14 protein-coding genes are annotated in these 13,919 nt (G+C 60.9%); 3 read left to right on the forward strand and 11 right to left on the reverse strand.

Going from position 1 to position 13,919, the window contains the following annotated elements:
- Positions 1–270: 270 nt before the first annotated feature.
- Positions 271–2,133, reverse strand: a complete 1,863-nt coding sequence (locus tag ALO43_RS11090) for a flavin monoamine oxidase family protein (RefSeq protein WP_005888299.1) — start codon at positions 2,131–2,133, stop codon at positions 271–273.
- A gap of 210 nt (positions 2,134–2,343) precedes the next feature.
- Between ALO43_RS11090 and ALO43_RS11095 the strand changes: the two genes are divergently transcribed.
- Positions 2,344–3,750: an adenosylmethionine--8-amino-7-oxononanoate transaminase gene (locus tag ALO43_RS11095; protein ID WP_054997499.1), complete on the forward strand. Its 1,407-nt coding sequence runs from the start codon at positions 2,344–2,346 to the stop codon at positions 3,748–3,750.
- A 139-nt stretch (positions 3,751–3,889) separates the two neighbouring features.
- Positions 3,890–4,609, forward strand: coding sequence for a 16S rRNA (uracil(1498)-N(3))-methyltransferase (locus tag ALO43_RS11100; RefSeq protein WP_005888296.1), 720 nt, complete (start codon positions 3,890–3,892; stop codon positions 4,607–4,609).
- A gap of 129 nt (positions 4,610–4,738) precedes the next feature.
- On the opposite strand, the gene trhA is transcribed toward ALO43_RS11100, so the two are convergent.
- Positions 4,739–5,353, reverse strand: a complete 615-nt coding sequence (gene trhA / locus ALO43_RS11105) for a PAQR family membrane homeostasis protein TrhA (protein ID WP_005888294.1) — start codon at positions 5,351–5,353, stop codon at positions 4,739–4,741.
- A 154-nt stretch (positions 5,354–5,507) separates the two neighbouring features.
- Between trhA and ALO43_RS11110 the strand changes: the two genes are divergently transcribed.
- Positions 5,508–6,434 (forward strand): LysR family transcriptional regulator, encoded by a 927-nt coding sequence (locus ALO43_RS11110; protein WP_054997518.1) that lies wholly within the window; start codon positions 5,508–5,510, stop codon positions 6,432–6,434.
- 10 nt (positions 6,435–6,444) lie between these two features.
- Here ALO43_RS11110 and madM read toward each other — a convergent pair whose 3' ends face one another.
- From madM to mdcA, 9 genes are all read right to left on the reverse strand, one after another.
- Positions 6,445–7,209, reverse strand: coding sequence for a malonate transporter subunit MadM (gene madM / locus ALO43_RS11115; RefSeq protein ID WP_005888291.1), 765 nt, complete (start codon positions 7,207–7,209; stop codon positions 6,445–6,447).
- A 1-nt stretch (position 7,210) separates the two neighbouring features.
- Positions 7,211–7,627, reverse strand: coding sequence for a malonate transporter subunit MadL (gene madL / locus ALO43_RS11120; protein ID WP_024689943.1), 417 nt, complete (start codon positions 7,625–7,627; stop codon positions 7,211–7,213).
- Between the two features lie 69 nt (positions 7,628–7,696).
- Positions 7,697–8,632 carry a malonate decarboxylase subunit epsilon gene (gene mdcH, locus ALO43_RS11125; protein WP_054997500.1) on the reverse strand — a complete coding sequence of 312 codons (936 nt, stop codon included), beginning with the start codon at positions 8,630–8,632 and terminating at the stop codon, positions 7,697–7,699.
- The gene (locus ALO43_RS11130) at positions 8,629–9,267 is read right to left on the reverse strand and encodes a malonate decarboxylase holo-ACP synthase (RefSeq protein ID WP_054997501.1); all 639 of its coding nucleotides are present in this window, start codon (positions 9,265–9,267) and stop codon (positions 8,629–8,631) included. The genes mdcH and ALO43_RS11130 overlap by 4 nt, the downstream gene beginning before the upstream one ends.
- Positions 9,261–10,061, reverse strand: a complete 801-nt coding sequence (gene mdcE / locus ALO43_RS11135) for a biotin-independent malonate decarboxylase subunit gamma (protein ID WP_054997502.1) — start codon at positions 10,059–10,061, stop codon at positions 9,261–9,263. The genes ALO43_RS11130 and mdcE overlap by 7 nt, the downstream gene beginning before the upstream one ends.
- Positions 10,058–10,909 carry a biotin-independent malonate decarboxylase subunit beta gene (locus tag ALO43_RS11140; RefSeq protein WP_054997503.1) on the reverse strand — a complete coding sequence of 284 codons (852 nt, stop codon included), beginning with the start codon at positions 10,907–10,909 and terminating at the stop codon, positions 10,058–10,060. The genes mdcE and ALO43_RS11140 overlap by 4 nt, the downstream gene beginning before the upstream one ends.
- Positions 10,902–11,201, reverse strand: a complete 300-nt coding sequence (locus ALO43_RS11145; protein ID WP_005888275.1) for a malonate decarboxylase subunit delta — start codon at positions 11,199–11,201, stop codon at positions 10,902–10,904. Before ALO43_RS11145 ends, ALO43_RS11140 begins: the two co-directional genes overlap by 8 nt.
- A gap of 1 nt (position 11,202) precedes the next feature.
- Entirely contained in the window at positions 11,203–12,078 is an 876-nt protein-coding gene (locus tag ALO43_RS11150; RefSeq protein WP_024668601.1) for a triphosphoribosyl-dephospho-CoA synthase, read from the reverse strand.
- Positions 12,078–13,754: a malonate decarboxylase subunit alpha gene (gene mdcA, locus ALO43_RS11155; protein WP_005888271.1), complete on the reverse strand. Its 1,677-nt coding sequence runs from the start codon at positions 13,752–13,754 to the stop codon at positions 12,078–12,080. The genes ALO43_RS11150 and mdcA overlap by 1 nt, the downstream gene beginning before the upstream one ends.
- Positions 13,755–13,919: the final 165 nt, after the last annotated feature.

The raw sequence follows: 13,919 nt of genomic DNA on the forward strand, positions 1-13,919 counted from the left end.
TACGATGGATCTGCATGAAGCTTTTGCTTTCGCCATGCTGGTTTATCAATGTCTGGCGAGCCTCTCAGGGTTGCCAGACGGCGTTTGTCGCAGCAGCATCGCGATAATTTGCAGTCAGTAACACTTTGCAATGACCATCGGCCGTTCGATACCGATGAACGGCATAATCACGCCCGGTCTCATCAGCGCACATAAAACGGAACGAATTCGGCACGCGTAAAAAAAGGGACGCGGCGTGAGCCGCGTCCCTTTCAGTCATCTGGCGCCAAGTCAGTTGTTGGCGTCTGCGGGGGCTGTTTCAGCGGATGGCTTGGCGGGAGCAGGCTTGGCCTGAGCCTTCTTCGCAGCCTCTTTTTTTGCTGCCTCCTTCTTGGCGGCTTCTTTTTTGGCGGCGTCCTTCCTGGCTGCTTCCTTTTTCGCAGCATCAGTCTTGGCGGCAGGCTTTTTCGCAGGCTCGGCCTTTACCGGAGGCTGGACTGCCGGTGCGACCACAGGAGCGGGCGCTGCAACCGGCGCTGGCGCTGGAGCGGGCTCCGGGGCTTTCTCTACCGGGGCAGGTACAGGCGCGGGAGCCGGCGCTTCAGAGCCGCCGAACATGCGCGAGAAGAAGCCAGGCTTGTCCGCTTGAGGTTTTACGGGTTCAGACGGCTTGTCGGAAGAACCACCGCCAAACAGGTTACTGAAGAAGTTGCCTTCGGATTTCTGCGAAGCCGGCGCCGGGGCTTTCGGCGGAGCGACCTTGACTGGCTCGAACGATTTGCCAGCGGCCAGATCCTGCACCTGACTGGCCGCACGCTGACCACTGCGCAAAGCGCCTTCCAGCGTGCCAGGGTACAAGGTGTCCGTGTGTTCGCCGGCGAAGGCTACACGCAGTATCGGCCTTTCCCACAAGCGCCAGTATTTACTGATCTGACCGGGACCGAACGCCAGGTAGGAGCCTCCCGTCGAGGGGTCAACGCTGTAACGACGAATTTCATAGCCGGTGTAGGCGCCGCGGGCTTCAGGGTAGAACGCATGCAGCCGGATCAAAACCTGATCGACCATCTGCTTGTCGCCGAATGATTGCATGATGCGGGCATTGTCGCCGGAGAGGTTGATCACCACATTGGCGCCACCCTTGAGTGCAGGCTCGACCCACAGCATGCCCAGGCCGGTGTTGCTGAACACTTCACCCGACATGCGCGCCTTGCTGTCCCAGACCGGGGTCTTGAACTTGAGCATGATCTGGTCGCGCCAGCCGTAGTTGGTGCTCTTGATCGCGCCCATGTGCTGGGCGTCCAGCGCTGGCGTCATCTGAATCTTGCTCAGCGAACGCAGCGGTACGGCCATGACCACGTAGTCCGCAGTGTAGCTGGTGGCGCCAGCCTTTACGGTGACCTTGTCCTTCTCCTGAATGACTGACGTCACAGGCGAGTTGGTCTTGACGGTCTTTAGCTGCTTGACGAAAGCCTGGGTCAATACCGCACTGCCACCGGGCAAGCGCGCAGCGCGCAAGTCACGCTCATCGACAGCACGATAAACCCGTGATTGCTGGGCGAGGTACAGCAGCGACAGCCGCGAAGGCTCGTCATAGCGGGTACGGATCTGCTGATTGATCAACTGACGGGCCGTGGCAGGCAGGCTCAGACGGTCCAGCCAGTTGGCGACGTTGATCTGATCCAGGGCATACAGCGTACTGTTGGACGCCGGGTTCTCCGGGTCGTCAACCGAGCGCGCCAGATTGTCCAGCGTGTCGTTGTAGCGCTTGATGGCTTCGGCGGTTGCAGGCTGTTTGACGGCCAGGTCGGCTTGAGTGAAGTACACACCGTCAATCAGGTAGCTGGGCGTACGCACAAATTCAGGGGCTGGCACGGTAGGTAGCTTGAAGCTGTCCAGGTAGTGGTTCAGCACCGGCTGGGCCTTGGTATTGCCGATCCATTCACTGGTTGCCAGACCGGAGCGACCGCCCAGCACAGGTTTGGCTTCAAGCAGCGTCACTTGCCAGCCCTTGGCCTGCAGCTCATAGGCAGCAGTCAGGCCTGCCAGACCACCGCCGACGACGATCGCGGTGCGTTGTTTTTCATCGGCGAGCGTCGAAACGCTGACCAGCCCTGCAACTATCAGCGCACATGCGCGCAGCCACCCAGAAAGCATTCGGCGAACTCCGAAAAAACGTAGGAAAGATTGGGCAAGTCACCCCGAAAGATCGACTCGCTGCGCAGGATACGCGAGCCATCAAATAGCTGCCAGCAATGTCAATCGGGCTTTAAAACTGCATCAAAGGTTGTTCCATGGGCGGGCATTGCATAGGCTTGCGCGATTGTTTGTCCTCGCATCAGGCGAGTCGCTACCCGGAGATTGAAAATGGGCCTCAATGACCAGTGGATGCAACGTGACCTCAAGGTCCTGTGGCACCCCTGCACCCAGATGAAAGACCACGAAAATCTGCCGCTGATACCGATCAAGCGTGGTGAAGGCGTATGGCTCGAAGACTTTGAAGGCAAGCGCTACCTGGATGCTGTCAGCTCTTGGTGGGTGAACGTGTTCGGGCATGCCAACCCGCGCATCAACCAGCGCATCAAGGATCAGGTCGACCAGCTGGAGCACGTGATTCTGGCCGGTTTCAGCCATCAGCCAGTAATCGAGTTGTCCGAGCGGCTGGTCAAGCTCACCCCCGAAGGTCTGACGCGTTGCTTCTACGCCGACAACGGTTCTTCGTGCATAGAAGTTGCGCTGAAGATGAGCTTTCACTACTGGCTCAATCGCGGCCAGCCAGAGAAGAAACGCTTCGTCACCCTGACCAACAGCTACCACGGTGAAACCATGGCGGCGATGTCGGTCGGCGATGTGCCGCTGTTTACCGAAACCTACAAGGCGCTGCTGCTGGACACCATCAAGGTGCCAAGCCCTGACTGCTATCACCGCCCTGAAGGCATGGGCTGGGAAGAGCATTCGCGGAATATGTTTGCCGCGATGGAACAGACCCTCGCCGAGCACCACGCCAGTGTCGCGGCAGTGATCGTCGAGCCCCTGATTCAGGGAGCTGGCGGCATGCGCATGTATCACCCGGTGTATCTCAAGCTGCTGCGCGAAGCCTGCGACCGCTATAGCGTGCACCTGATCCACGATGAAATTGCCGTTGGCTTTGGCCGTACCGGCACCATGTTCGCCTGTGAGCAGGCCGGCATTCGCCCGGATTTCCTGTGTCTGTCCAAGGCGCTGACCGGCGGCTATCTGCCGCTGGCGGCCTGCGTGACCACAGACGACGTGTACGACGCGTTCTATGACGACTACCCGACCCTGCGCGCGTTTCTGCACTCGCATAGCTATACCGGCAACCCGCTGGCCTGCGCTGCTGCGCTGGCGACCCTGGATATCTTCGAGCAGGACAACGTCATCGAGAACAACAAGGCGCTGGCGCAGCGTATGGCGACGGCAACGGCGCACCTGGTGGATCATCCGCATGTCGCGGAAGTGCGTCAGACCGGCATGGCCATTGCGATCGAGATGGTTCAGGACAAGGCCACCAAAACTGCTTACCCGTGGCAGGAGCGGCGTGGCATGAAGGTATTCCAGCATGCACTGGAGCGTGGCGCGTTGCTGCGTCCGCTGGGCAGCGTGGTGTATTTCCTGCCGCCTTATGTGATTACCCCGGAGCAGATCGACTTTCTCGCTGAAGTGGCCAGCGAAGGCATTGATATCGCGACGCGCAGCAGCATCAGTGTTGCAGTGCGCGAGAATTTCCATCCGGATTTCAGGGATCCGGGTTAGGGCCGGAATTTTCGGCGCAATGGCTGGCGCCTTCGCGGACAAGTCCGCTCCCACAGTGTTTAGTCGACGGTTCGCTCGTGGGAGCGGACTTGTCTGCGAAGCCATCATCACAAAATAAACATCAGAACCGAGACACACCATGAGACTGTCCCGCTTTTTCACTGAAACGCCGCTGAGCCTGGGCGAGCACGAGCTGCCCGAGGCTCAGGTGCATTACATCAGCCGTGTGCTGCGCATGACCGAGGGCGATGCGCTGCAACTGTTCGACGGCTCGGGCCTGGAGTTTCGCGGCACGCTGCTGGAAGTCGGCAAAAAGCGTGTGCGCGTGCAAATGACCGAGCGCTTCGCCGGGCAGGTTGAGTCAGGCTTGCGCATTCATCTGGGCCAAGGCTTGTCGCGTGGCGAGCGCATGGACTGGGCGATTCAGAAGGCGACCGAGCTGGGCGTCAGCGAGATCACCCCGATTGTCAGCGAACGCTGCGAAGTGCGCCTCAAGGACGAACGCGCCGAGAAGCGTCAGGCGCACTGGCAGCAGATCGCGATCAGTGCCTGCGAGCAGTGCGGTCGCTCGGTAGTGCCGGTGATCCATCCGCCCATGCCGTTGGCCGACTGGATCAAGCTGACCGAAGCCGACCTGAAGCTGGTGCTGCACCCGGTGGCCGAACCGCTGACCAGCCATGACAAGCCAGCCAGCCTGGCTTTCCTGATCGGCCCGGAAGGCGGACTGAACGATGCAGAAATTGATCAGGCGCAAGACGCAGGCTTCCACGCCGCCCGCCTTGGCCCACGCGTCCTGCGCACAGAAACCGCCCCGGTGGTTGCCTTAAGCGTGGCGCAGCAATTGTGGGGCGATTTCTGACTGTTTATCGCGCCAATGCTCCGCATTGAAGGCTCAAGAGCGGACGCGAAGCGTCCACGAGGGCGTTACCACGCTGGAGCGTGGTAACGATAATCGAACCCAACGAGAACCTGGCTTCAGCGCCCACCTTCACAACACATAAAAACAGATAGCCACAAAATGCATCAGGCTGCCGCCGATCACGAACAGGTGCCAGATGCCGTGAAAGTGGCGGATCTGGTCGTAGGCGAAGAACAGGATGCCGACGGTGTACAGCACGCCGCCGCCAGCCAGCCAGATGAAGCCCGCCGTGCCGAGCGCAGCCAGTAGCGGCTTGACCGCCACCAGCACGATCCAGCCCATCACGGCGTAGATCACGATGGACATGATTCGCGCTTCGGAGCGGGGTTTTATCTCCTGCAAAATACCGATCAGCGCCAGTCCCCAGACGATGCCGAACAGCGTCCAGCCCCACGCGCCGCGCAGCGTGACGAGGCAGAATGGCGTGTAACTGCCAGCGATCATGAGGTAGATCGAAAAGTGATCGACCTTTTGCATGATCGACTTCGTGCGCCCCTGAACGCTGTGGTAGACGGTTGAAACGCTGTACAGCGTTATCAGGCAGACACCGTAGATCGCCATGCTGACCACTTTCCAGACATCACCCTGCAGGCTTGCCATGACCAGCAGCCAGATCGCGCCGACGGTCGCCAACACTGCGCCCACCAGGTGGGACCACGCGTTGAATTTCTCTCCGTAGTACATCCGCTCTATACCCTCTTATGGCGAAAACACTGGTTACAGAGGCTCCGGCTTATTGAAAAAAACCGCAACACCTATGTCTGTGAGGGATATTTTAAGCAGCTATCGGGGCATGAGTTGGGCACAATCAGCGCACACCAACAACAAGCGCCACGACATGCAGATCGATGACGAACTCACGCTGAAGAAACTGGAAATATTCCTGGCGTTCATGCGCACAGGCAATCTGGCCCGTGCTGCAGAAGCGCTGCAGACCAGCAATGTCAGCGTTCACCGGGCGATCCATTCTCTGGAGAGCGCCCTGCGCTGCCCTCTGTTCAAGCACGAAGGGCGTAATTTGACACCGCTGGAAAGTGCTTATGTGCTGGAAGAGCGCGCGCAAAAGCTGGTGCAGGATGTACTCGCCACGGTCGAGCTGACGCGCCAGGCCGCGGGTTTCTCGGCGGCACGTTTTCGCCTTGGGGCGCTGTACTCGCTGACGGTCAAGACCGTGCCGCAATTGATCATGGGCCTGAAGATACGTCGCAGCGAGCTGAATATCGACCTGATTCTAGGCTCGAACATCGACCTGCTCTACAAGCTCAAGAAAATGGAAGTCGATGCGATGCTGGTGTCGCTGGACGAAAGCACCAACGACCCGGATTGCGAACACCTGGCGCTGTTTTCAGATGACATCTTCCTCGCCGTACCGACCGATTCACCGTTCGCGGCACACGACGAAGTGGACTTGAGCGACTTGCGCGAAGCGACGTTCATCACCCTTACCCAAGGCTTCGCAACCCATCGCGACGGAGTACGGGTATTCCGGCAAGCCGGGTTCGAGCCCAAGGTGGCGATGCAGGTAAATGACATTTTCACTCTGTTGAGCATGGTCAGTTCCGGCGTCGGCTATGCCCTGCTGCCGGGACGCATCGCCGCAGTCTATGAAAACCGCGTGCGGCTGATTCCGCTGCAGAGCCGTTACCGGATGCAGCAGCACATCGGCATGGTCTTTCTCAAGTCAAAGGAACGCGACCCTAACCTGCTGGCGCTATTGGCTGAATGCCGCATGTACGCCAATCGCCTGCTGGATCAGGCGACCTGATCGACAGGCACTAACCGACGATGCCGCGCACAATGAAATACAACACCGAAGGCCCTAGCAGGCAGCCAAGCCCGGTGTGGAAGGTGGCAGTCAGCGCGCCATAAGGCACCAGGCGCCGATCCGTTGCGGCCAGCCCGGCGGTCACGCCGCTGACCGTACCCGCCAACCCACCGAAGACCATTGCCGAGCGCGGGTTGTCCAGGCCCATCCAGCGCGCAGCCATCGGCGTACCCACCATCACCAGAATCGCCTTGATCAGGCCCGTGGCGATCGACAGCGCCATGACGTCCGAGGTTGCTCCCAAGGCAGCACCGGTAACCGGACCGACGATATAGGTCACCGCACCCGCGCCAATGGTCGTCATGCTGATTGCATCACGATAGCCAAACATCCAGGCAATACTGGCACCCACGATAAACGGCAGAATGGTGCCCAGCAGCAAGGCAATCACACCGATCAGCCCTGCCTTGCGTGCTTCGGTGGCCTGCACTTCAAAGGCCGTCGCCACGATAGCGAAGTCGCGCAGCATCGCACCGCCCATCAGGCCGATGCCGGAAAACAACGTGATATCGGCAAGACCTTTCTGGCCGCCGGTCATGGTGCCGCCGACCCAGGCCAGAATCAGACCGATGACGATAGCAATCGCAGAGCCGTGAACCCTGCCGAAGGTCAGGCGCTTTGAAAGCACTACCGAGACCCACATGATGATGCCGACAAAGGCAAACGCCGTGATCAGGCCGTTGTGCTCCAGTCCCTTTTCGATGAGAGCCCACATATCAGCGACCTCCAGCCGGAGCGATATCGGGGGTCAACAGCGGCTCTTCATCAGGCAACGGGTCGCCTCGATTGGTGCGACTGATGAGTGCGATAGTGCAGGCACACAGCACCACTGAACCTACTGCAGCCAGCACGGCAACAGGGCCGCCCTTCAATGCAGTCACGACGTTCTGTTGCGCAGCCATCGCGACCACCACCGGGATGTACAGCGCGCCCCAGAAGCCGACGCCCATTTCACAGTCTTTGGTCATGCCGCCGTGTTTCTGCATCCACAGGCGTGCGCAGATCAACAGGATCATGGCGATCCCGACCCCGCCCACATTGGATTTGACGCCCAGCAGAACGCCGAGCATGTCACCGAGAATCACGCCCGCAAGCGTGCAGATAGCCAGTAGTGCAACACCGTAGATAATCATTGTTGTTATTCCTCTGTTTGCATTGCTGAAGTTGTTGTTTTTGTCCTTCGTAGCAGCTGCACGGCGGCTCTATCGGGTGCGGCAACCTTCCTCTCGCGACAGCGCGACCAGGCTGTCCAGACGCGCAGCCTGAAAAGCCAGCGCCGTTCCTTGCTGGAAGACCTTGCGCGCCAGGCCGGTCAACACCGCACCGGGCGGTAGCTCGATGTGCAGGCGCACACCGCGTTCGTAGGCGGTTTCCACCGTGCTGCGCCAGTCGATGACCCTGCACATATTGAAGGCTAGGTCATCACGCATCTTTTCGACATTCAGTAGCGGACGCGCCGTGCTGCCGCTGAGGTAGCGCACCTTGGGTGTTTTAAGCTCGATGCCTGAAAAAGCCTCGGCCAGCTTTTGTGCGGGTGCTTCAAGCAAGGCGCAATGAGAGGGCACGCTGACGGCCAGACGCTTTACGGCTGCGGCGCCTGCAGCCTTGGCCTGTCGACCGACCTGTTGCATCGCCTCGGCGCTGCCTGCGATGACCATCTGGTTGTCGGCATTGATATTGGCAAGAAACACGGGCGTTTTCGCGCTGTGTACCTGGCCGATCATCGCTTCGACCTGGGCCTGATCCAGCCCGATGACAGCGGTCATGCCGTAGCCTTCGGGGTAAGCGCTCTTCATCAGCTCGCCGCGCAGCGCTACCAGCCGCATGGCATCGTCGAAGGCCAGCGCGCCGCAGATGACGGCTGCCGGATAGGCGCCGATCGAGAGCCCTGCGACGTAATCCGGCACGCACTCGCGGGCCTGCAACAAGCGCGCGCAGGCAACACCGGCGATCAACAGACACAGCTGAACGGCGCGGGTCGATTGCAACGCCTCGGGGGTGTCCAGCGCCATGACATCCTCACCCAGCGCATCGGCGGCCTCTTGCAGGCAATCGCGAATAATCGGGTCGTCAGGCAACTGATGCAGCATGCCCGCCTGCTGCGCACCCTGGCCGGGGAACACCCACAGGCTGCTCATGCGCACGCCTCGACCAGGTACCACGGATCGGTCACAAGTCGAGCTCCGCTGGAGGTCTTGAGCAGCACCCGCCCTGCTGGCCGCGCCCATTCCTGTAGCGCGATTGCACCGTGATCGAGCTGTAACTGGACATCGACCCGGCAGGCCGATGTCTCCAACGCCTCGACCAGCTCGGCGGCGCAACGCCGACTGAACGGCTCGGGGGTGCGCAGAATCAGGTCCAGGTCGCTGTCCTGATTCAGCGCTGCGAAACCGCTGGCCAGTTCGAATCCGGCACTGCCGCCGATGCCCCAGACCAGCTCCAGTGCTTCCATCACCGGACGGATCTGGCGCAGGGCGCACAAGGCCGGGCAGTCCTGACCAGATCCGGTCGGACAAGCGATAAGTTGCTCGGGGCTTACCCGGTGAGAAATCTGCGAGAGCAGCATGCTCGCGGCATAACGCTGTTCCCGCCCACTGCCACGCAACCCTACCGCCACCTGACCGGCTGGCATCGTCTGACGCCGCACCACAACCGGCTGCCCGGCGATCAAGGCCTCGACCGCCCACTTTGGCGCGTCGTCCGGCAAGGCGGACAGCGGCATACCCCACAGCAAATCATGGGGCAGCACTGCGCCAGTAAGATCAATCACCATTGCGCTCGCATCAGCTGGCGTACTTTTGCCGACGCCGCTCGGTTGCTCGCGCCCAGGCGACTGCTCAGGTCGACGCCAGTGGCCTGCGTGTCCTTAATGGCACGACTCAGCACATCGCGCACCTGGGTCAAGTCATCTGCAGCGGGTTGTTCGATCTGACTGACCTGCAGGGTTTCCCACAGCAGACCGAGGCTGGCGTAGCTGTCGATGTCGTAGGCCATCGGCGGGATGCTGGCAGCGAGCTTTTCCAGGTCTTCGACACTGCGCAGGGTCACGCGGGCGGCCGAGGCTTTGCCCATCGCGTGCACCATGACGCCAGGGTCGCGCAGCGCGATCAACCGATTGGCCTGGTAGCCGTGGGCCAGAAACGCGCCGGACATCGCTTTGCCCACCAACAGGCCAACCACCGGATGCCCGGCCAACCGCGCCCGCGCATAGCTGTCCACTGCTCCGGCCAGCGCCTGGTGAATGCCTAGCGCCTCTTCGCGACGGCCATAGGCCTGGCTCGGTACGTCGACAATGGCGATCAGGGCGCGCTTCTCGGCACGCTCGCGATCCTGTTCGATGGCATCGTCCACCGCCTTGGCCAGCCCCCAGCCTTCCAGCAAACCCACCTCGCCCTGACGCGCACGAGGGAAGCGGTTTTCGGTATCGGCAATCACCGCCAGAAAGCGCACCGGCTGCTCGCCCAGCCTGCCATCGGCTACCTTGAGCGAAGCAGGCAGACCCGCAACGGCGGCGCCCCCTGAGCTCAATGCGTTGAACCAGTTCAAACCCCGTTGTGAATGACTCATGAGCGGGCTCCTTGGTAAAGGGTGCGCACACGTTGTGGATCGATTTGCGCTTCGGTATCGAGGCTGGCCAGGCGGTTTAAAAACAGCTCGTACTGGCTGCTGCGATGCGTTGCGGGCACGCCTTGCCTGAGCCAGTCGCTGACCTGCTGACGAATAGCGGCCACGTCATCGCTGGCAAAGCCATCGACCAGATCACTGGCGAAACGCTGTTCACCACCAGTCAGGCTCCAGATGAACGGTCGGTCACGGGAGTCGTATTCTTCGATGCCGGCTTCCTGCTCGATCACCTGCGGGCCGTTCAGCCCGAGGCGCGCTTCCTGGGTCACCAGCAGATAACTGCAAAGCCCTGCAGCAATGGACATTCCGCCAAAACAACCAACGCTGCCCGCTACTACGCCGATCACCGGTTGGTACTGACGCAGGTCGACCATCGCGGCATGAATTTCGGCAATCGCCGCCAGGCCCAGATTGGCTTCCTGTAAGCGCACACCGCCGGTTTCCAGCAATACAATCGCGGCGGTGGGAATACCGTTGCGATTGTCTTCGGCAGCCAGCTCCAGTGCGCCGGCCATTTTTGCGCCGCCGACCTCACCCATGCTGCCGCCCTGAAACGAGCCTTCGATGGCAGCGATGACCACCGGCAAACCATCGACAGTGCCTTTGGCGACCACCACGCCGTCGTCGGCCTGAGGCACCACGCCTTGCATGGCCAGCCAGGGCGACATGACGCGGTCGAACGGGCCGAGCAATTCCCGAAAGCTGCCCGTGTCCAGCAAAGCGCGGGTGCGTTGACGGGCGCCGAGTTCGATGAAGCTGCGCTGGCTCAGCAAATGTGCGTTATCAGTCATGGCCGATCTCCTCGAAACCTTGCTCCAGACGCAAGCGCACCACGCCGGGGGTTGCACCGAAGTCATGGATATCGATGCTCAGCGCGGGCGGGGTCTGGCCCTCGAACATGCGCTCAAACAGGTGCTTCCAGCGCAGCGAGGCGCCGTTCACCGAGGTCACCACCTGAATAGACAGTTTGCCCGGCTGTCCTGGTTCCAGCAGCACTTCCAGGTCACCGGAACCCACCACGCCCACCATCGCCCGGCCTTTGGGCGGCTGTCCGGCGGGGAATTCAAAAGACAGGGTTTCCATTTCAGGCACTCCTCGAAACAGGGCCTAGCACAGGCTCCAGGCCATCGATAAACAGGCAGGCGGCGAGCAGATCAGCAGCTCCGCCAGGCGAAGCGTTAAGTGCCAGCAATTGCTGATCCAGTTCGTTCAGCGCTCGGCGACCGGCCAAGCTGGCACTGCCACCGGCATCAAGCACACGCTGCGCGCCCTGTTGCATGACGCTCAGCCCTTCGATACCCGAACGATGCAGCACGCAGGTGTCAGCCAGGCGGGTCATGATCGCCAGCAATGCATCAAGCCGGGCGTTCTGCTCGCCACTGCCTGCCGCGCGACTGCGCTGCAACTGCGGCAGCGCGAACAGCGTCACGGCAGGAAAGCCCTGCTGCGCCTGCTCCTTGGCCCCCATGACCTTGTAGCGACGAACCACTTCACTGCCGTGGCTATTTTGCGTGAGCACCTGGCGGTCCTTGATCATTGCCAGCCTGGCTGCGCGCTGACAGACTGCGTCAGATCCACAGTCATGCGGCTCCAGCGCCACCGCCGTGACCAGCAGTCCCAATGCCCAGATTGCGCCACGATGGGTATTTACCCCGCCCGTGGTGCGCAACATGGAGCCCTCGCCCTCACGTCCCAGACGGCCAAGCGCCTCGCGCAACGGCTGGCCCACTGTCTTGAATTGCGCGGCGGCATCGGCCATCAGCTTGAACGTCGGCCATAACGAGAGCGCCGAAGCATGCATAAGCCCCAGGTGCAGGTCGGTGTGCGCGCCACTGCCACGACGGTCGACCAACGCGGGTTTCGGCGAAAGGTCGGCTTCGGCTATCAGGGCGTCGACTGCCAGATCAGCCAGTCGCTCGGCCAGTGAGGCGGGTTGCGGTGTCAGTTGAAGTGCGCTCATTACCAGCTCCTGAATTTGGCAGGCGGGTTGTAGAGGCCACCGGACCACTCGACCAGATCGGCGATGCTTTTGGCCGCCAGCAGTTCGCGACTGGCATCGGTGCGGCGGATGCCGAGGTCTTCGGGCAGCGCGATCAAGCCTTCGCGACGCATACGGGCAGTGTCTTTCGGGTTGTGGCGCAAACCGATCACGGTCACGCCCGCCACCGCTGCAATCATCGCCTGACGCTCTTCCAGGCTGCGCGCCTTGTACAGATAGGCGATGCCTTCTTCGGTCAGTAAATGAGTGACGTCGTCGCCGTAGATCATGATCGGCGCCAGCGGCATGCCGCTTTTCTTCGCCACCTCAACGGCATCGAGCGTTTCGACGAAGGTCGGTTTGCCGCCCTCCTGAAAGGTCTCGACCATCTGTACCACCAGCTTCTTGCCACGTTCCAGATAGGCAGCCGGGCCGTCTTCGGTCTGCTGACGCATGTCCAGCCAGGCCGGGGTGGCATGCCGTCGGCCACGCGGGTCATGGCCCATGTTCGGCGCGCCGCCGAAACCTGCCAGACGCCCACGAGTGACAGTCGAGGAATGCCCGTCACCGTCGACCTGCAGAGTCGCACCGATGAACAAATCAACGGCGTACTGACCAGCCAGCTGACAGAGCTGCCGGTTGGAACGCAGTGAGCCGTCGCGCCCGGTAAAGAACACGTCAGGGCGGGCGGCAATATAGTTTTCCATGCCCAGTTCGGTGCCGAAGCAATGCACGCTCTCGACCCAGCCGCTCTCGATGGCCGGGATCAGGGTCGGGTGCGGGTTGAGCGTCCAGTTGCGGCAGATCTTGCCTTTGAGCCCCAGCGACTCGCCATAGGTCGGCAGAATCAGTTCGATGGCGGCGGTGTTGAAACCGATGCCGTGGTTCAGCGACTGGACGTTGTGTTTCTCGTAGATGCCGCGAATCGCCATCATCGCCATCAGCACATGCACTGGCTTGATGTGACGCGGGTCGCGGGTGAACAGCGGCTCGATATAGAAAGGCTTGTCGGCCACCACCACAAAATCGACCCAAGAGGCCGGAATGTCGACCCGAGGCAGCTCACTGACGTCATCGACCAACTGATTGACCTGAACGATGACAATGCCGTCGCTGAAGGCAGCGGGCTCGATTAGTGCAGGGGTGTCTTCAGTGCTGGGCCCGGTATAGATGTTGCCTGCACGGTCGGCCATGAACCCTGCGGCCAGTACGACGTTGGGGATAAGGTCCACCACCAGCCGTGAATAAAGCTCGATGTAGGTGTGAATCGCGCCGATTTCCAGCAAGCCGTCTTCCAGCAACTGGCTGATACGCAGGCTTTGTGTGCCGGCAAACGAGAAATCCAGTTTTCGGGCGATGCCTTGCTCGAACAGGTCCAGATGTTCTGCACGGCCAACGCTCGGCATGATCATGTGCAGGTCATGCACCTTGCCCGGGTCGACTTTGGCCAGTGCGCGGGAGAGAAAATCCGCCTGTTTCTGGTTATTGCCCTCAAGTACCACCCGATCACCGGAAACCAGCAACGCCTCCAGCGCCTCGACGATCTTGTCGGTCGGCAACACCACGCCATCGGCCAATGCCCGCACCTGCTCGAGACGCCTTTTTTTCTCGGTGCGACGACGTGTCCAGCGCGCGTCGGGGGAAGTTGTTGTTGTCATGATCGCTCCACGATTGTGCTGTCGTGGGCCACCTTAGGAGCGATGGATGCCTTGCATCAATCAAGCAGCGAGCCCGATCGTTACGGCTGGAGTAACGATGAGCGAAATAATCAGTTTTAGGCACACTTTATGTGTGCCTCTGCAACATCTCTGAAACGCGCTGCT

The organism is Pseudomonas tremae, assembly GCF_001401155.1.
GTDB lineage: Bacteria > Pseudomonadota > Gammaproteobacteria > Pseudomonadales > Pseudomonadaceae > Aquipseudomonas > Aquipseudomonas tremae.